At 70.8% G+C, this 18,168-nt stretch carries 16 protein-coding genes and 1 tRNA gene; 6 read left to right on the forward strand and 11 right to left on the reverse strand.

Features of this window, described 5'->3' with window-relative positions:
• Positions 1–20 precede the first annotated feature (20 nt).
• The 4 genes from AB0L06_RS34170 to AB0L06_RS34185 form a co-directional block, all read right to left on the reverse strand.
• Positions 21–1,163, reverse strand: a complete 1,143-nt coding sequence (locus AB0L06_RS34170; protein ID WP_500235294.1) for a branched-chain amino acid ABC transporter permease — start codon at positions 1,161–1,163, stop codon at positions 21–23.
• A complete protein-coding gene (locus AB0L06_RS34175; RefSeq protein ID WP_500235295.1) occupies positions 1,160–2,125 on the reverse strand; it encodes a branched-chain amino acid ABC transporter permease in 966 nt (321 codons plus the stop codon). Before AB0L06_RS34175 ends, AB0L06_RS34170 begins: the two co-directional genes overlap by 4 nt.
• Positions 2,126–2,224: 99 nt before the next feature.
• Positions 2,225–3,385, reverse strand: a complete 1,161-nt coding sequence (locus tag AB0L06_RS34180) for a branched-chain amino acid ABC transporter substrate-binding protein (protein WP_500235296.1) — start codon at positions 3,383–3,385, stop codon at positions 2,225–2,227.
• A gap of 554 nt (positions 3,386–3,939) precedes the next feature.
• Positions 3,940–4,560: an ANTAR domain-containing response regulator gene (locus tag AB0L06_RS34185; protein ID WP_500235297.1), complete on the reverse strand. Its 621-nt coding sequence runs from the start codon at positions 4,558–4,560 to the stop codon at positions 3,940–3,942.
• A gap of 86 nt (positions 4,561–4,646) precedes the next feature.
• Here AB0L06_RS34185 and AB0L06_RS34190 point away from each other — a divergent pair.
• Positions 4,647–4,719: transfer RNA gene (locus AB0L06_RS34190), tRNA-Leu, on the forward strand.
• Positions 4,720–4,800: 81 nt separating this feature from the next.
• Positions 4,801–5,580 (forward strand): helix-turn-helix domain-containing protein, encoded by a 780-nt coding sequence (locus AB0L06_RS34195; RefSeq protein WP_500235299.1) that lies wholly within the window; start codon positions 4,801–4,803, stop codon positions 5,578–5,580.
• 42 nt (positions 5,581–5,622) lie between these two features.
• Here AB0L06_RS34195 and AB0L06_RS34200 read toward each other — a convergent pair whose 3' ends face one another.
• A complete protein-coding gene (locus tag AB0L06_RS34200) occupies positions 5,623–6,042 on the reverse strand; it encodes a MarR family winged helix-turn-helix transcriptional regulator (RefSeq protein WP_500235300.1) in 420 nt (139 codons plus the stop codon).
• A gap of 84 nt (positions 6,043–6,126) precedes the next feature.
• Between AB0L06_RS34200 and AB0L06_RS34205 the strand changes: the two genes are divergently transcribed.
• Positions 6,127–7,314 (forward strand): MFS transporter, encoded by a 1,188-nt coding sequence (locus tag AB0L06_RS34205; RefSeq protein WP_500235301.1) that lies wholly within the window; start codon positions 6,127–6,129, stop codon positions 7,312–7,314.
• A gap of 235 nt (positions 7,315–7,549) precedes the next feature.
• Here AB0L06_RS34205 and pyk read toward each other — a convergent pair whose 3' ends face one another.
• Positions 7,550–8,983, reverse strand: a complete 1,434-nt coding sequence (pyk, locus tag AB0L06_RS34210) for a pyruvate kinase (protein WP_500235302.1) — start codon at positions 8,981–8,983, stop codon at positions 7,550–7,552.
• Between the two features lie 378 nt (positions 8,984–9,361).
• On the opposite strand from pyk, the gene AB0L06_RS34215 reads away from it, so the two are divergent.
• From AB0L06_RS34215 to AB0L06_RS34225, 3 genes are all read left to right on the forward strand, one after another.
• Positions 9,362–10,222, forward strand: a complete 861-nt coding sequence (locus AB0L06_RS34215) for a DUF6597 domain-containing transcriptional factor (protein WP_500235303.1) — start codon at positions 9,362–9,364, stop codon at positions 10,220–10,222.
• 261 nt (positions 10,223–10,483) lie between these two features.
• Positions 10,484–11,995 (forward strand): alkaline phosphatase family protein, encoded by a 1,512-nt coding sequence (locus AB0L06_RS34220; protein WP_500235304.1) that lies wholly within the window; start codon positions 10,484–10,486, stop codon positions 11,993–11,995.
• A 31-nt stretch (positions 11,996–12,026) separates the two neighbouring features.
• Positions 12,027–13,181 carry a YVTN family beta-propeller repeat protein gene (locus AB0L06_RS34225; protein WP_500235305.1) on the forward strand — a complete coding sequence of 385 codons (1,155 nt, stop codon included), beginning with the start codon at positions 12,027–12,029 and terminating at the stop codon, positions 13,179–13,181.
• A gap of 291 nt (positions 13,182–13,472) precedes the next feature.
• Here AB0L06_RS34225 and AB0L06_RS34230 read toward each other — a convergent pair whose 3' ends face one another.
• The 5 genes from AB0L06_RS34230 to AB0L06_RS34250 form a co-directional block, all read right to left on the reverse strand.
• Positions 13,473–13,829, reverse strand: coding sequence for an MmcQ/YjbR family DNA-binding protein (locus AB0L06_RS34230; protein ID WP_500235306.1), 357 nt, complete (start codon positions 13,827–13,829; stop codon positions 13,473–13,475).
• 86 nt (positions 13,830–13,915) lie between these two features.
• Entirely contained in the window at positions 13,916–14,278 is a 363-nt protein-coding gene (locus AB0L06_RS34235; RefSeq protein WP_500235307.1) for a VOC family protein, read from the reverse strand.
• A gap of 58 nt (positions 14,279–14,336) precedes the next feature.
• A complete protein-coding gene (locus tag AB0L06_RS34240; RefSeq protein ID WP_500235308.1) occupies positions 14,337–14,843 on the reverse strand; it encodes a mycothiol transferase in 507 nt (168 codons plus the stop codon).
• A 298-nt stretch (positions 14,844–15,141) separates the two neighbouring features.
• Entirely contained in the window at positions 15,142–16,227 is a 1,086-nt protein-coding gene (locus tag AB0L06_RS34245; protein ID WP_500235309.1) for an alpha/beta hydrolase, read from the reverse strand.
• Positions 16,228–16,695: 468 nt separating this feature from the next.
• The gene (locus tag AB0L06_RS34250; RefSeq protein WP_500235310.1) at positions 16,696–18,159 is read right to left on the reverse strand and encodes a glutamate synthase subunit beta; all 1,464 of its coding nucleotides are present in this window, start codon (positions 18,157–18,159) and stop codon (positions 16,696–16,698) included.
• Positions 18,160–18,168 lie beyond the last annotated feature (9 nt).

An 18,168-nucleotide genomic window follows, 5' to 3' on the forward strand; every position in this document is an offset into this window, starting at 1 on the left:
GTTCTTGGTCCTGGACTCACTCACTTGGTCACCTCCGCGGCCGTCTCCGGCCCCGCGACCTCGGCGCCCATCGACCCCATGCCGCCGCTGCCCTCGGCGAGCTCGGCCCTCCGCTGCCGGGACGGCCACACGCCCTCCGGACGGAAGATCATCATCGCCACGAGCGCCACACCGAAGATCAGCATCCGGTAGTCCGACAGCTCACGGAACCGCTCCGGCAGCCACGCCAGCAGGAACGAGCCCACGATCACGCCCGGGATGTTGCCCGAACCACCGAGGACCACGCCCGCCAGCACCAGCGCCGACACCATGAACGTGAAGCTGCCCGGGTTGATCGACGTCTGCTTCGCCGCGAACACCACGCCGCCGCTGCCGCCGATCGCCGCGCCGATCGCGAACGCCGCCAGCTTGAACTTGAACGTCGGCACGCCCATCAGCTCCGCCGCGTCCTCGTCCTCGCGGATCGACGCCCACGCCCGTCCCACCCGGGACCTCTCCAGCCGCTTCACGAAGATGATCGCGACCACGATGAAGAAGACCAGCAGGTAGTAGTACGGACGCGAGTCCAGCAGCCCGTACTTGAACGGCTGGACCTCCAGGCCCGGGATCGTCCACTCCGTCAACGTCGGCGGGTGCGGAATCCCCTGGATGCCGCGCGGCCCGTTCACGTAGTTCAGGTTGTTCGCCGTCAACCGGACGATCTCACCGAACCCCAGCGTCACGATCGCCAGGTAGTCGCCCCGCAGCCGCAGCGTCGGAGCGCCCAGCAGCACGCCTGCCAGGGCCGCCGTCAGGATCGCCAGGACCAGCGTCGCCCAGAAGCTCCAGTGGTACTTCGTCGCGAAGACCGCGATCGTGTACCCACCGACCGCGTAGAACGCCACGTAGCCCAGGTCCAGCAGACCCGCCATGCCGACCACGACGTTCAGGCCGAGCCCCAGCAGCACGAAGATGCCGATCTGGTCGCTCAGCATCGTCGGCCAGTCCGACTCTCCCGGCGCCATGAACGAACCGATCACCTGCGACGGCAACAGCAGCGCGCCGACGATCAGCAGCAGGTACACACTCCACCGCTGCCAGCCGGGAGCCGTGGCCCACCAGGCACGCACCGGAGCGAACACATCGAAGAACTCAACCTGCCGGCGCCACTTGATGCCGCTCATGCGCGCGCCTGCTGGAGAGACTCACCGAGGATTCCGGTGGGACGGAACATCAGGACCAGGATCAGCACCGAGAACGCCACCACGTCCTTCCACTGCGACCCGAACAGGCTCGAGCCGTACGACTCGAACAGCCCGAGGACCACACCGCCGACGAGCGCGCCGCGGATGTTGCCGATACCGCCCAGCACCGCCGCCGTGAACGCCTTGATGCCGAGCAGGAAGCCCGAGAAGTACCACGCCTCCTCGAACCGGGCGTAGTACAGCGCCGCCGCCGCACCGGCCATCACGCCGCCGACCAGGAACGTCGCGGTCACCACCCGGTCGATGTTCACACCCATGAGCACGGCGCTCTCCGGGTCCTGGGCCGTGGCCCGGATCCCGCGGCCGAGCTTCGTGCGATTCACGAACTGGTCCAGCGCGATCATGATGAGGATCGCGCCGAGGAAGATGATCATGCGGTCGTTCGCGATCTTGATCGGACCGATGTCGACCAGGTCCGTCCGGTGCACGAAGTGGTACGCCTGCGCGATCTTGCCCTTCTCCTTCGGCAGACCGAACACCTGCGGGATCACGATCGTCGCGAACAGCTGCTCGATCACGATCGACGCGCCGATCGCCGAGATCAGCGCCGCCAGCCGGGACGCCCCGCGTTTGCGCAACGGCCGGTACGCGACCAGCTCCAGCACCACCGCGCCACCACCCGACACGGCGCCCGCCACGACCGCCGACAGGAGGATCGCGCCCACCAGGGCGAACCCGCCCAGGTCCGACACGCCCATGGTCTTGACCGTCCACATCGCCGCGAACGTCCCCACCATGAAGATGTCCGCGTGCGCGAAGTTGATCAGCCGCAGGACGCCGTACACCATCGTGTACCCGAGCGCCACCAGCGCGTACACCGCGCCGAGGGAGAGGCCGTCGATCGTCGACGGCCAGAATTGATGAATGAAGTCTGAGAACACCTGAGTCGCCCTTGTCAAAAGGGGCGGGAGCGCTTGTGGCGCTCCCGCCCCCGCACGGTCAAGGCGCCCCTCCTACGAGGGGCCGTAGAGGCGCGAGCCTCAGCTCGTGGGCTTGGCCACGTCGGCCTTGCCCAGCAGACCGATCTTGTTGCCCGACACCTGGTAGATGAAGATGTCGTGCGCGGCGAGCTCGCCCTTGTCGTCGTACTTGATCTCCTTGCCGACGCCCTGGAAGCTCTCGGTCTTCAGGAAGGAGTTGATGTCCTCGGCCGACGTCTTGCCGGCCTTCAGGGCCTCGATGAACGACGTCGCGGCGTCATAGCCCTCGGTCGAGTAGATCGCCACGTCCGCGCCGAACTTCGCCTTGTAGTCCGCCGCGAAGGTCTTCGCCTTGTCGTTCGACTTGCCCTCGGGGTCGATCAGGCAGCCGCAGGACAGGAACGTGTTCTTGGTGTTCTGCTGCCCCTGGGCCTCGATCAGACCCGCGGCGACCGAACCGTCACCCGACATCAGGGCGCCCTTGAACCCGGACTCGCGCAGCTGCTTGAACAGCCGCCCCGCCACCGAGTAGTAGCCGCCGAAGTACACCGCGTCCGGCTTGAACTGGTTGATCTTGTTGACCGTGGACGAGTAGTCGGTGGCCTTGTCGTCCACCGAGTCACTCTGGACCTGCGCGCCCTTGCCCGTCACGGCCGTCTTGATGCCGGTCGCCAGGCCCTTGCCGTAGTCCTGGTTGTCGTCCACCGTGAAGACCTTCTTGGCCTTCAGCGCGTCCGAGATGAACTGGGCCGCGCCGGCGCTCTGCACGGTGTCGTTCGCGACGACCCGGTGCCAGAAGCTCCAGCCCTTGTCCGCCAGCGTCACGTTCGTCGCCGAGGGCGTGATCGACGGGATCTTCGCCTCGTTCAGGATCGGGTTCACCGCCTGCGACTCACCCGAGAACGCCGGGCCGATCAGGCCCGCGATCTTGTCGTTCTTGATCGCGCCCTGCACCAGGGTCGTCGCCTGCTCCGGCTTGCCCTGCGAGTCGTAGGTCTTGAACTTGATCTTGACCTTGGGGTTCGTCGCGTTGTACTGGTCGATCGCGAGCTGCGCGCCCTGCTTGGGCGGAATCACCAGGCCCGAGTTCTCACCGGTCAGGTCACCCATGAACCCGATCGTGACCTCGTCGCCACCGCCCGACTTCTTGCTGCTGCTGCACGCGCCGGCACCGAGCGCCAGCACCGCGCTCACCGCCACAGCACCGGTGATTCTCATCATGTTGCGCCGCAAGGTGCCCAACCTTTCCATCCGGATCCGGGGAGGGATCGGGTACGAGTCATGCCCCGACGTGTCCGAGATCCTGGGAGGAGATATCGGTCACTCAGGGACCAGGTATGTCGTACACCGAGCAGAGGCGACGAAACAGGCCCCCCGGACAGAAGGGTTACTCGTTCGTTACTCCCCCGTGCCCTCCCGCACGACCCGATATACAGCGCGAATCACATTCAGTGACCACCCCGAACACCGACCGCCGCCGCCATGCGACACCCATCACAGGGCACGCGAAACCCACACCCACCGGCCGCGCCGCACCCCTACCACACGGCCCGCCGACGCCCCCTGAACACGCCACACCCCGTCCACTCCACACTCCCCCGGCAGGCCACCCGCCTGCCACACACCATCACCCCGGACGCAACGCCCTTGTCATCGCGTGCGTCGTCGGCCCCACCGGCGACACCCCGGCCACCCACACGAGACACGTCGGACACGAAAAGGGCCACCCGTGGCGGACGAGTCCGCCACGGGTGGCCCGGGATTCAGGAACGGCGTCAGCCCGCCGCGGGCTCACCCTCCTCGTCGCCCGCACCACCGGCGCCCGCGATGACCGCCTCGGCCACCGCGCGCATCGTCAGGCGACGGTCCATCGAGGTCTTCTGGATCCACCGGAACGCGTCCGGCTCCGTCCAGCCGTTCGCCGCCTGCAGCAGCCCCTTCGCCCGGTCGACCACCTTGCGGGTCTCCAGCCGCTCGGCCAGCCCCGCGACCTCGGCCTCCAGCGCCCGCAACTCGGTGTACCGACTCACCGCGACCTCGATCGCGGGCCGCAGGTCAGCCTTGGTGAACGGCTTGACCAGGTACGCCATCGCCCCGGCCTCGGTCGCCCGCTGGACGAGCTCGGCCTGCGAGAACGCCGTCAGCATCACCACCGGCGCGACCCGCGCCGCCGAGATCTGCTCCGCCGCGCTGATCCCGTCCAGTACCGGCATCTTGACGTCGAGGATGACAAGGTCGGGCTTCAGGTCGACGGCCAGCCGCACCGCGGCCTCCCCGTCCCCCGCCTCGCCCACGACCTCGTAGCCGTCCTCCTGAAGCATCTCCTTGAGGTCCAGCCGGATCAGGGCCTCATCTTCTGCGATCACAACTCGCCGAGCGCTCTCCGTCACGCGCACGAGCCTACCGGCGTCCGCTACCCTGGTCCCCGTGACCCCTCTCCTTAGGACACTGAACCGGACATAACACCAGATGTCCACTAAATGCCCCGATATCCCAATGGCAGAGGAAATGTGCTCAAACCACATCAAGTGTGGGTTCGAATCCCACTCGGGGCACAAATAATCAAATAGCACTAAATGGAAACGCCGCCCATCACGGGCGGCGTTTTTGTCGTACCCCTGTGTGATGCTCGCCGCATGTACGACACCAGGACACGAGAGCTCGCGCTCGCCTTGCTTGATCAGGGCCTCACCTTCAGTGAGGCCAGCCGACAGACGGGCGCTTCTCGCGCCGCCATCCGCGAGTGGCGCCATCGGCGCGACACGGGCGTGGAAATTGCGGCACCGAAGGCCGAATGCCCTCGCTGCGCTTCTCCCCCTACCGCCCCGGAGAATCCAGCGGCCTACGTGTACCTCTTGGGGCTCTACCTCGGCGACGGCTACATCAGCTGGGTCGGTCGCCGCGACAAGCGCATCTGGGCACTGCGGATCATCTGCGCCAACACGTGGCCTGGCCTGACGCAGGAGTGCGTCGAGGCCCTGCAGGCGGTCAGGCCGGCCAACAAGGTGCGCCTCATCCCCAAGCAGGGCTGCGTCGAGGTCAACAGCCACTCCAAACACTGGACCTGCCTGTTTCCGCAGCACGGCGCGGGCAAGAAGCACGAACGCCACATCGAACTCGCACCCTGGCAGGAAGCACTGGTGCGCGACCACACCGAAGTCTTCGTCCGAGGGCTTCTCCACTCGGACGGGACGCGATTCGTCAATCGCGTCCGACGTCCACTGCCGTCCGGTGACCGCTGGTACGAGTACCCCCGCTACAACTTCACGAACGTCTCTGGCGACATCCGGGCCCTGTTCACTGACGCGCTCGACCGGCTCGGGGTCCAGTGGCGGCAGATGAACAAGCTCACCATCTCGGTGGCGCGGGCTGAGGCGGTGGCTCGGCTGGACGAGTTCGTCGGGCCCAAGTACTGAGGGCGCGGGTGGGGCCGGGCGGACGAGGGACGTCGTCCGGGGTCAGTCGACGAGGTTCTGGAGGAGGGCGCGGAGGGCGTCCTGCTGGGTGTCGGTGAGTGCGGTCAGGGGGGTGTGGGCGGCGAGGCAGTCGAGGACCTCGGCGCGGCGTTGTTCGCCGGTCTCGGTGAGGACGACCTGTTTGGCGCGGCGGTCGGTGGGGTGGGGGCGGCGTTCGATGAGGCCCTGCTTTTCGAGGCGGTCGATGACGAAGGTCGCGTTGGGGGGTTCGCAGACCATGCGGTGGGCGAGTTCGCGGGCGGTGATGGGCTCGGTGAGTTCGCGGAGGGCGATGACCTGGGTGGGGGTGAGGTCGAGTTCGTCGGCGGCTTGGCGGACGTGGGCGTCGAGGCGCTGGATGAAGCGGTGGGCGAGTTTGCAGATGTCGCGGTCGAGTTCGGTGTCGGCGGCGGGCTTGCGCATGGGGGAAGTCTAGCGAGGTGCTTCGATCCATGATTATTATGACTCGAATCATTCGAGTCGTAACTAGTTGGGTGGTGGCACTTCGTGCTGCTCTGGTCGCTGATGCTCGTGGTGTTCGGGCTGACGACGGGCGAGTTCGTGGTAGCGGGGATCCTGCCGGACGTGGCGGGCGGTCTCCATGTGTCGGTTCCGGCGGCGGGACTGCTGGTGACGGCGTACGCGGCGGGGATGATCGTCGGAGGGCCGGTGGTGACCGTCCTGACGGCGAGGATGTCGCGGCGGGCGCTGGTGGCGGGTCTGATCGCGGTGGCGATCGCGGCGAACGCGTGGTCGGCGGCGGCGCCGAACTACGCGTCGCTCCTGGTGGGGCGGTTCGCGGCGGGGCTGGTGGTCGCGACGTTCTTCGCGGTGGCGGTCACGACGGCGGTCGGCGCGGCGCCGGAGGGGGGTCAGGCGCGGGCGGTCGCGCGGCTGACGGTCGGGATGAACCTCGGCATGGTGCTGGGGACGCCGCTCGGGACGCTGGTGGGTCACGCGGTGGGGTGGCGCGCGTCGTTCGGGGCGGTCGCGGTTCTGGTGCTGGTGGCGTTGCCGCTGGTGGTGCGGTCGGTGCCGGCGGGTGGTTCGGCGCTGGACGGGGTGTCGGCGGCGGACGGGCTGCGGGCGGTCGCGGATCGGGGCGTCCTGGCGGCGATCGCGTTGACGGTGCTGGGCAATGTCGGGGTCGTGATGGTGTTCAGCTTCGTGGCTCCGCTGATGACGGACGTGGCGGGGTTCGCGTCGGGTGCGGTGCCGGTGCTGCTGCTGGTGTACGGCGCGGGCGCGGTGCTGGGGAACTTCGGCGGGGCCTGGCTGGCGGACCGGGCGCTGATGCCGTCGGTGGTGGGCCTGCTCGCGGTGCTGGCGGGGGTGCTGGGCGCGGGGTGGTTCGCGGGTGGGCACCGGGGGTCGGCGGCGGTGCTGGTGTTCGTGCTGGGGGCGTTGGCGTTCGCGGTGGTCCCGGGGATGCAGACGCGGGTGGTGACGTCGGCGCGAACGGCTCCGATGCTGGCGGTGGCGGTGAACGCGTCGGGGTACCAGGTGGCGGCGGCGTTCGCGGGCTGGCTGGGCGGCCGGGTGATCGACGCGGGCGATGGTGCGCGCGGGCTGTATCCGGTGGCTGCGGCGTTGACGGCGGCTGGTGTGGTGCTGGCCGTGGTGGTGCTGCTGAACGACCGCCGTGCGTCGGTGCGGGCGCGGGTCGCTGAGCCCGAGGTGATGGAGCAGGTGTGACGCGGTCCGGGTGCCGTCGGGCGTCGTCGATGCGCGCCGGCTCCTGGTGAGCGTCGCGCTGACGGGGGACGGCATCTGTGCCGGACGCGGTGGTGACGGCGGGCGGGGTCCGTGCCGGAGGTGGTTTTCAGCCTCCGGTACGGACCCCGTCCGGTGTCGTTATTGCGGACTGTGGGTGTCCGGGTTGGAACGTGCGCGGCGTCCGCCATGCGCCGCGTCCGTGGGTGGGCGCGGATCAGTCGTTGAGGTGGGCTATCGCGTCGCCGATGCGGTGGACGCGGAGGGAGTTGGTGGAGCCGGGGGTGCCGGGCGGGTTGCCGGCGACGATGACGACGCGGTCGCCCTTCTGGCAGCGGCCGGATTCCAGGAGGCCCTGTTCGACCTGGCGGACCATCTCGTCGGATTCGTCGGCGAAGGGGACGATGTAGGTCTCGACGCCCCAGACGTGGGCGAGGCGGCCGCGGATGGCGGGGACGGAGGTGAAGGCGAGCAGGGGGATGGGCGAGCGGTAGCGGGAGAGGCGGCGGGCGGTCTCGCCGGACATGGTGAAGGCGACCAGGGCCTTCGCGCCGACGATGGCGCCGACCTCGGCGGCGGCGCGGGCGATGGCGCCGCCGACGGTCTCGGGCATGCGCTCGAGGGTGTGGGTGGCGTGGAGGCTGGATCCCTCGGCGGTCTGCACGATGCGGCTCATGGTGCGGACGGACTCGATGGGGTACTGGCCGACGCTGGTCTCGCCGGAGAGCATGACGGCATCGGCGCCCTCGAAGACGGCGTTGGCGACGTCGCTGGTCTCGGCGCGGGTGGGGCGGGGCGCGCTGATCATGGATTCGAGCATCTGGGTGGCGACGATGACCGGGCGGGCCTTGTCGCGGCAGAGTTCGATGGCGCGCTTCTGGACGATGGGGACCTCTTCGAGGGGGAGCTCGACGCCGAGGTCGCCGCGGGCGACCATGATGCCGTCGAAGGCGGCGACGATCTCCTTGAGGTTCCGGACGGCCTGGGGCTTCTCGATCTTGCCGATGAGGGGGACGCGGATGCCCTCCTCGTCCATGATCCGATAGCAGATCTCCGCGTCCTCGGGGCTGCGGACGAAGGAGAGCGCGACCATGTCGACGCCGAGGCGCAGGGCCCAGCGGAGGTCGGTCTCGTCCTTCTCGGTGAGGGCGGGGACGCTGACGGGGACGCCGGGGAGGTTGAGGCCCTTGTTGTCGGAGACCATGCCGCCGACGGTGACCTGGGTGGTGACGCGGGGGCCTTCGACGGCGGTGACGCGGAGGGCGACGCGGCCGTCGTCGATGAGGACGGTGTCGCCGGGCGAGACGTCGCCGGGGAGGCCCTGGTAGGTGGTGGAGACCTCGCGGCGGGTGCCGGGGACGGGCTCGGTGGTGATGACGAAGGTGTCGCCGAGCGTGAGCCGGACCGGGCCGTCGGGGAAACGGCCGATGCGGATCTTGGGGCCCTGCAGGTCGGCCAGGATGCCGACGGCGCGGCCGTGGCGTTCGGCGGCGGCGCGGATGCGGTGGTAGACCTCTTCGTGGACGGCGTGTTCGCCATGGCTCATGTTGAGCCTGGCGACGTCGACGCCGGCCTCGACGAGGTCGTCGATCCGCTCCGGACTGGAGACGGCGGGGCCGATGGTGCTGATGATCTTCGCTCGACGGGTCACGTAGCACAACGGTATCGAGTTACCTGCCGGTATCGGTATTTGGGCAGGTCATTGACCTCGAACGTTCATCCAGTGGTCCAGCCCATTGGTCTGGACCATCCCGGTTTCGGCGGTCGGCGGGGCGGGTGGGGCGTCAGCCCGCGAGGGCTTCGACGGCGGCCCGGGATGCGGCCGGCGGCGGTGGAGACGAGGCGCGGGGTGCCGCCCGCCTGCTCGACGGCCGTCCAGGGCTCGGTGAGTTCGATTTGCTCGGTGCCTTCGGGGCGGCGAGAAAGGCGATCGTCCTACCTCTGAGGTCGGTCATGATGTCCTCCCCTTTCGCATCTTGGCTACCTTGAGGGCCCTGCCCAGGTCAGGGCGGGTTGTTCAGGGGGTCGGATGGGTTACCGGGAGGAGGCCGCGCCCGCCGGTTCGGGGTTGGCCCGCCTCTGGCGTCAGGTGGTGCCGGTGGACGCGGGGCGGGTCGTCCAGCGGGTGGTCCCGGACGGCTGCGTAGATCTGATCTGGTGGTCGCGGGACGCGGAGTTCACGGTGGCGGGGCCGGACACGGGTCCGATGCCCACGCCGCTGGAGCCGGGCGAGGAGCTGGTGGGCGTCCGGTTCGCGCCGGGTCGGGCCGCGCCGTTGCTCGGCGTCCCGGCGGACGCCCTGCGCGACGCCCGCGTCCCGCTTTCCGAACTGTGGGGCGACGATGCCGTCCGCCTGGGTGAACTGGTCGCGCACGCCGTCCCGCACTCGCCCGGCGCGCCCACGCGCCCGCACGCACCCGCTCCCCCGCACTGGCCCGGCGCGCCCACGCTCCCGCACGCGCCTGCTCCCTCGCTGTCGTCCGCTCGGCCGCTTTCGTCCGAGTGGCTTGTCGTTCCGGACGGTGATCAGCGGTGGGACGTGCTGGTGTCGGCGGTGGTGGAGCGGGGGCGGACGGCGGGGCCGGTGGATCCGATGGTGGCGCCGGTGGTGCGGGGGTTGGCTTCGGGGGCGTCCGTGCGGGACGTGGCGGACGCGGTGGGCCTGAGTGAGCGGCAGTTGCGGCGGCGGGCGCTGGTGGCGTTCGGGTACGGCCCGAAGGTCCTGCAGCGCGTCCTGAGGTTCCAGCGGGTGCTGCGGGCGGCGCGGGCGGGGGTTCCGGCGGCGGACGCGGCGGTGGGCGCCGGGTACGCGGATCAGGCGCACATGGCGCATGAGGTGCGGGAACTCGCGGGTGTCCCCCTCGGCGTCCTGCTGGGCAAAGACGGCTGAAAGCCCGGGTGCGGTCCTCGCGTTCGATCACCCGAGCCTTCAGGATGGTGGGGCGTCGGGCGGGGGCGACCGGGGTTGCGTTCGGTATCGGCCGTTCTTCCGATTACTTCCTTCGACGGTCCTGAGCTGCGTCTCCGGGAGTACCGGTGAGTGTCGCGGCCGGGTAAGGAACATGTTCACCCGGCGCGGCTACCCAGCGTCACCGTTGGTGCGGCAGGTTCGTTCCGGCATTTCCATGAACGGAGAGAGACGGGAGCCGGAATGCCGGATCTGGAGCCGGATGGGGCCCGTGTGCCGATGCCGACGCCGGACGCGTCGGCCCCGTCGGCGCCGAGTGGAGCGCTGACCCGCCGCCGCCTCCTGGGGACGGCGGGGGCGGCCGTGGCCGCGGCGTTCGCCGCCGAGGTGCTGCCGCCGAACGTCCGCCGGGTGATGGCCGAGACCGCGCGCCCGCCGCGCAACGGGCGGCTGCGCGACATCAAGCACGTGGTGGTCCTGATGCAGGAGAACCGGAGCTTCGACCACTACTTCGGCGTGATGCCGGGCGTGCGCGGGTTCTCCGATCCGGACGCGCCGAGGCTGCCCGACGGCAGGCCGGTGTTCTACCAGCCCGACCCGCGGAATCCGGACGACCACCTGCTGCCGTTCCACCTGGACTCGCGGACGACGAGCGCGCAGTCGATCCCGTCCACCAACCACACGTGGAACGTGCAACACGCCTCGTGGAACGGCGGGCGGATGGACCGCTGGCTCTACGCGCACTCGGCCTCCAACGCCGACGGCGCGAACTACCCGTACGTGATGGGCTACTACACGCGCGAGGACATCCCGTTCCACTGGGCGCTCGCCGAGCAGTTCACCGTGTGCGACCGGTACCACTGCTCGGTGCTGGGCCCGACGTGGCCGAACCGGCTGTACCTGATGAGCGGGACCATCGACGCGGACGGCGGGTACGGCGGCCCGGTGACCTCGAACGCCGACCCGATCCCGTACGAGTGGCGGACGTACCCGGAGGCGCTGACGAACGCCGGGGTGTCGTGGCGGGTGTACCAGCAGACCGACAACTACGGCTGCAACGTCCTGGAGTACTTCAAGGCGTTCCAGGACGCGACGGAGAGCTCCCCCCTCTACAGGAACGGCCTGCGGGCCTACGACGCCGGGCAGTTCGCCCACGACGCGAGGAACGACCGGTTGCCGACCGTGTCGTGGATCATCCCGACGAGCTTCCAGTCGGAGCATCCGGACTACACCCCCGCGGCGGGCGCGGACTTCATCGCGCGTCAGATCGACGCGATCGCCTCGTGCCCGGAGGTGTGGCGGAAGACGCTGTTCATCCTGAACTACGACGAGAACGACGGGTTGTTCGACCACGTGCCGCCGCCCACCCCCCCGCCCGGGACCGAGGGCGAGTTCGTCGGCGGGCTGCCGATCGGCGGCGGGTTCCGGGTGCCGTGCCTGCTGGTGTCGCCGTGGACGCAGGGCGGCTGGGTGGCGTCCGAGCCGTTCGACCACACCTCGACGCTGCGGCTCCTGGAGCGGATCACGGGCGTCCGGATCCCGAACCTGACGCCCTGGCGGCGGTCGGCGTTCGGTGACCTCACCAGCGCGCTGGGAGTGCCGCCTGCGGCGCGTCCGCCGCGGCTGCCGGACACCAAGAGGGAGCTGGCGAGGGCCGTGGACGAGGTCACCCACCTGCCCCCGCCGCGCTTCCCGGTCGACGAGCAGGACCGGCCGCGCCAGCGGACCGGATCGCGGCCCAGGCCGAGGCGCTGAGGCCGCCGGACGACGCAGAAGGAGGCAGGGGATGCCGGGCAGACTCATCCGGTGGGGCGGGATCGCGGCGGGCGCGCTGGCGCTCGGGGCGGCGGCGTGGCCGGCGGCGAACGCGCTGGGCCTGGCGGGCGGGACGGCCGCCGCGCCGCCGCGTCCGGCGAACGCCGCCGCGAACCCGGACGCGTGGACGCCGCCGCCGGACGCGCGGCGCAGGATCCGGGCGGCGCCCGGCAGGCTCCAGGGGTACGTGGCGCTGGCCTCGGCGAGCCGGATCGCGCAGGTGGACGCGGCGGCGCACCTGATCACCGCCACGAAGATCAGGACGGACGCGGCGCGCGGCGTGGCGGTGACGGCGGACGGCCGGAAGCTGTACGTCGCCGACACCGCCCAGTTCGACGTGGCCGTCGTGGACGTGCCGTCCGGCACGGTGTCGAAGAGGATCACCGTGGGTCCGTTCCCGCAGGCGGTGGCCATCGCGCCGGACGGACGCGCGGTGTACGCGGCGGTGACCGGCGGCGACACCGGCGCGGGCGGCGCGGACGCGGTGAAGGTCATCGACACCGGCGCCGACCGCGTCACCAGGACGATCAGGGTGGGCACCGCGCCGCACCAGATCGCGTTCGCCCCCGACGGCCGGCGCGCCTACGTCACGTACGCGGGCGGGCTCGCCGTCATCGACACCGCGGCGGGCAGGGTCGTCGGGAGGATCACCGACCCGGGCGGCGCGCAGGGCGTCGCGGTCACCCCGGACGGGAGGGAGGTGCTGGTCACCAACCCGCGCGGCGGTAGGACGTGGCTGGTGAACGCCGCGTCCGAGAAGGTCGTCGCGAGGATCGCGACACCGGACCAGCCGTGGGGCGTCGCCGTCGCGCCGGACGGCCGCCGCGCGTACGTGGCGCGGATGAACGCGGGCTCGGTCGCCGTCGTGGACCTGGCGTCCCGGAGGGTCGTCGGGAAGGTCCGGGTCGGCAGGCTGCCCGCGCCGGTCGCCTTCACGCCGGACGGCCGGGAGGCGTGGGTCGGGAACCTGCTCTCCGGCAGCGTGTCGGTCATCGACACCGCGTCCCGCAAGGTGACGGCGACGATCGTGGGCGGCGTCGGCACCAAGCCGATCAACGCGGGCCCGCAGGCCATCGTCTTCGCCCCGACCCCGGAGACCTCCGCCCCCGCAAGCCCGGCCCCATGACCCCGTCCCATGAGCCCGTCCCATGAGCCCGTCCCGCGACCCCGTCCCATGAGCCCGGTCCCATGACCGGTCCCGTGACCCCGTCCCGCGAGCCCGGTCCCGTGAGCCCGTCCCGCGAGCCCGGTCCCGTGACCCCGTCCCGCGAGCCCGGTCCCGTAACCCCGGTTCACGTGAACTGCGTGTCGTGGCTCGTGTCGTGGTGGCCCGCGTCGTCGGCGCAACGGCCGGACGGTCCGTGCCCACTCGCCCCTGGGGCACGGACCGTCCGCACCCCGCTCCTGGAGGTCGCGGTCAGTTTCGGGGTGCGGGGCGGAGGCGGCGCGGGAGGCTGGCCGCGACCACGTCGTAGGACTGTTCGAGCATCTCGCGGACCATCTCGGCGTCGAGGACGCCGTCGAGCAGCACGGTGACCCAGTAGCGCTTGTTGAGGTGGTAGCCGGGCAGGACGGTGTCCGGGAACTCGGCGCGCAGCGCGACGACCTCGTCCGGCGGCAGCTTCAGGCTGACGCGGGGCGGGTCGTCGTGCTCGGCGAGCAGCGCGAAGATCTTCCCGCCGACGCGGTAGACGGCGGGCTGCTCGCCGAACGGGAAGTCCTCGGTCGCGTCCGGCAGACCGAGGCAGTGCCCGGTCACGTCGTCGGACTTCATCCGGCCCTCCCTCGGGCGCGTCCGTTCGGTGCGTGCCCGCCGCGTCCGGCGGGACCCCGGGCGGAAGGACGTCGCGGCGTCGGTGCTCACGCGGGCTTGAAGTGCGGGTTGCGGATCACGCCGACCAGGTCGCCGACCGGGTTGCGGACGACCGCGACCTCGATGCCGCCGCCGACCTCGCGGCACGGGGTGTGGGGCTCGGCGCCCGCCGCGATGAGCCGCGCCTCGGCGTCGGCGGCGTCCTCGACGCCCCAGTAGACGATCGGGCCGTCCTTCGGGTCGCCGTCGGGGTCGAGGGCGAGCTCGTACCCGGCGACCTCGTAGCCCACGTAGAACGGCTCGTCGAAGTAGGGCTCGAAGCCGAGGACGTTCGTCCACCAGAGCTTGGCGGCGGCCAGGTCCGGAGCGGGGTGGATCACGGTGCGAAGGCCGAGGAATTCGACGCTCACGGGTGCTCCTCCATGGTGTGGTTGAGAAGGCCTGTCCGGCTGAGGCGGCAGGGGCAACTCAGCGGCGCTGCAGGAGGCCGCGGACGTACGACGCCTGCCCGGCGTGCTCGAGGCAGTCGTCGGCGACGCTGACGAGCCGGACGCCGAGGGTGACCGGCGGGCTCCAGCGCTCGTCGACGATCTCGTCGAGCGCGGCCGGGGTGAGGCCGCCGATGAACTCCTCGGTGCGGGCGTGGACGGCGTCGTAGTACTCGACCAGCAGCTCCGCCGTCGGTTGTACCTCCGCGACATCGTCCGGGGTGTGCCCGTAGCCGGTGTTCCCCGGATCGGCGGGAAGATCGAAGCGGGCGGCGATGTCGCCGGTCTCCCAGACCTGGTCCTTACCGAGGAGCTCGGCGATGTGGGAGTCCTGGACGCGCGTCAGGTGCCACACCAGCCAGCCGACCGTGTTCGCGCCGGGCTCGGGCGGGGTCGCCAGCTGCTTGGCGTCCAGCCCCGCCACCGCGTCGCGGACGAGCGGCGGAACGCGTCCGTAGAGATCTCCGAAAACCTCGTTGACGTTCATCCTTCGGACTCTAGCCCGCGCCTCCGACATTCCCTTCCCGCCGCCCCGGCCGAAGCCGTCCGCGCAGGTCAGGTGGCCTTCCGGGCAGGGCGGGCCGCTTGGGGGCGCGGGTGGGCCCGGCCACCCCAGCGGTGGGTGGCCGGGCCCGTGGTCCCGGCGTGCGGGACGGTGCCGTGGCCGCGTCGGCGTCGGCGCGACGGCGGGGCGTGCTGAAGCGGAGCGTCGCCGGGTCCCGGCGGGGACGCCGGTCCGGCGCCCGGAAATTATCCGATGCCGGGCGCGCGCACAAGGGCCGGTGTCAGGAGACCTGCTTGGTGAGCCAGCCGAAGATGAAGGGGAGCATGTTGCGCCAGACCACGGTGCCGTGCTCGCCGATCTTGGTCGTGTACTTGGTGACCGCGGTCGGCGGCCGGACGTGCCCCATGAACTTGTCGATCTCGGCCGGCGGGGCCTCGGGGTCGCGGCCGCCGGTGGCGAGCAGCAGCTTGGCGGCCGGGGCGCGGGTGAGCAGCTCGTAGGGCGCGTTCTCCCTGAGCAGCTTCGGGTTGTGCCTGATCCGGGGGTCGGTGGACTCGTAGGTCCCGGCGATGCCGACGCCCGTCCGGTACAGGTTCGGGTGCTGGAGCGGGAACTTGACCGCGCAGTACGCGCCCTCGGAGTAGCCCATGGTCGCCCAGGCCGCCGCGTCGGTCCTCACGCGGAAGTTCTGGTACATGAAGTCGCGGACGTCCTTGGTGAGCCAGGTCGCGACGGGCGTCTGCCCGGGGATGTCGGTGCACTCGTTCGGCTTGCCGCCCGCGACGTTGATGGACGCCGAGACCAGGATGAACGGCTTCACCTTGCGGGCCCTGATCAGCTGGTCGACCTGGTTGCCCACGTTGAGGTCGCCGTACCAGGTGGTGGGTTCGCCGGGGGTGCCGCCGAACAGCTGGACGACCGGGTAGGCGGCGCGGGCGTCCTGCCTGTAGTTCGGCGGCAGGTAGATCACGACGCGTCCGGTGACGTGCGAGGCCGGGCCGGTGAACTTGGCCTCCAGGCTCTTGCGCCCCGAGTCGGTCTTGAAGTGCTTCTGGGTGAGCGGGCCCGGGCCGATCAGGCCGGACCGGTGGTGCTCTCCCCCGCCGCCGACGCTGCTCTCGGTGCCGCCGCCGTCGTCGAAGCTCGTGCCGAGGAAGTCCGCCGACACCTCCGACCAGCTGCCGTAGAAGCCGCGCGCGTTGTTGATCAGCAGGCCGACGAGGGCGAGCGCGGTGACCTGGCAGAGCAGGATCATCAGGGCCCGTCCGGCGTGCTTGACGACGCCGGGCCCCGGGACCCGGTTCCACACGGCCATGCAGCCCACGAAGGCCAGGACGGCCAGGAACACCGCCAGCAGCAGCGTCACCGTGCTATGAGGACCCATCGTTCGCGCAAACCCCCGTGTCGCGGGTCCGAGCGGGGACCCGCGGTTCGCTCAAGCCGACGCCTCGGGACAACCGGACGGCCAAACAGTGGCATCTGTCCGTTAATACCCGGGGCGGCTGATCAACTATAGGACAGGGGAAGAGCAAAGAAGTCCGGTCACGGTGCGCGATATCCGCCTTTTCACCTGCCGCTTACCTTGGACAACGCGGTTCCGGGGCGCCCGGACGCGACCGCCTCGCCCAGGCCCGCGGCCCCGGAACACGGCGTTCTCCGGGATCCGCCGACGTTCCGCCGACGTCCGGGCGGCGTTCAGAGATCGTCCAGACACCGTTCGGCCGGCTCAGAATTTTTACGCTCGGGAGCAGAGTCCGCCCGGACGGCGGGCATGAGAAAGCGGCCGATCGTGAACAGGCGATCGGCCGCTCCCCAGAGGTTCCGGACGGTCGGGTCAGGTCAGGGACCGGGCCGTCGGCGGGATCGGGTACGGCAGGCCGGTCTGGCCGGTGAGGAACTTGTCGACGCCGTGCGCGGCGGCGCGTCCCTCGGCGATGGCCCAGACGATGAGCGACTGGCCGCGGCCCATGTCGCCCGCGGCGAACACCTTGTCCACGCTGGTGGCGTAGTCGGCGTCCCGCCGGACGTTGCCGCGCTGGTCGAGGTCGACGCCGAGCTGGGCGAGCAGGCCCTCCCGCTCCGGGCCGAGGAAGCCCATCGCGAGGGTGACCAGCTGCGCCGGGAGTTCCCGCTCGGTGCCGGGGATCGGCTTGAAGCCGCTCTCCGGGCCCTCGACGCCGACGACCTTCAGCGCGCGCAGGTTCCCGTCCTCGTCGCCGAGGAACGCGACCGTGCTGATCGCGTAGAGGCGTTCGCCGCCGAGGTCGCGGAGCTCCTCGTGGGCGCTCTCCATCTTGAACAGCGTCGGGTAGGTCGGCCACGGCTGGTGCGCGGGACGATCCTGCGGCGGCGTCGGCATGATCTCGAGCTGGGTGACCGAGGCCGCGCCCTGCCGGAGGGCGGTGCCGACGCAGTCCGCGCCGGTGTCGCCGCCGCCGATGACGACGACGTGCTTGCCGGTGGCGGGGATCGTCGACTCGGTGAGGTCGCCCTCCTGCACCCTGTTGGCCGGGGGCAGGTACTCCATCGCCTGGTGGACGCCGCGCAGGTCGCGGCCGGGGACCGGCAGGTCCCGCCACGCGGTCGCGCCGCCGGTGAGCAGCACGGCGTCGTGGTGTTCGCGCAGCTCGTCGGCCGTGACGTCCACGCCGACGTTCACCAAGGTCTTGAAGGTGGTGCCCTCGGCGAGCATCTGCCCGATCCGCCGGTCGAGGTGGCGCTTCTCCATCTTGAACTCGGGGATGCCGTAGCGGAGCAGGCCGCCGACGCGGTCGGCGCGCTCGTAGACGGTGACGTCGTGCCCGGCGCGGGTGAGCTGCTGCGCGGCGGCGAGCCCGGCGGGGCCGGAGCCGACGACCGCGACCTTCCTCCCGGTCCGGACGGCCGGGGGCCGCGGCCGGACCCAGCCCTCGTCCCACGCCCGGTCGATGATCTCGACCTCGACCCGCTTGATGGCCACCGGGTCCTGGTTGATGCCGAGGACGCAGGCGCTCTCACACGGGGCCGGGCAGAGCCGGCCGGTGAACTCGGGGAAGTTGTTGGTCGCGTGCAGCCGCTCGATCGCGTCGTGCCAGTCGCCGCGGTACACCAGGTCGTTCCACTCGGGGATCAGGTTGCCGAGCGGGCAGCCCTGGTGGCAGAACGGGATGCCGCAGTCCATGCAGCGGCTCGCCTGCCGTTCGACCTTGGGACGGGCGAACTCCTCGTACACCTCGGTCCAGGACTTGATGCGGACGTCGACCGGGCGGCGCTGCGGGAGCTCCCGCCCGGCGGTCAGGAAACCCTTCGGGTCAGCCATTTCGGAAGT

It is taken from the genome of Spirillospora sp. NPDC052269 (assembly GCF_040679435.1).
Taxonomy (GTDB): domain Bacteria; phylum Actinomycetota; class Actinomycetes; order Streptosporangiales; family Streptosporangiaceae; genus Spirillospora.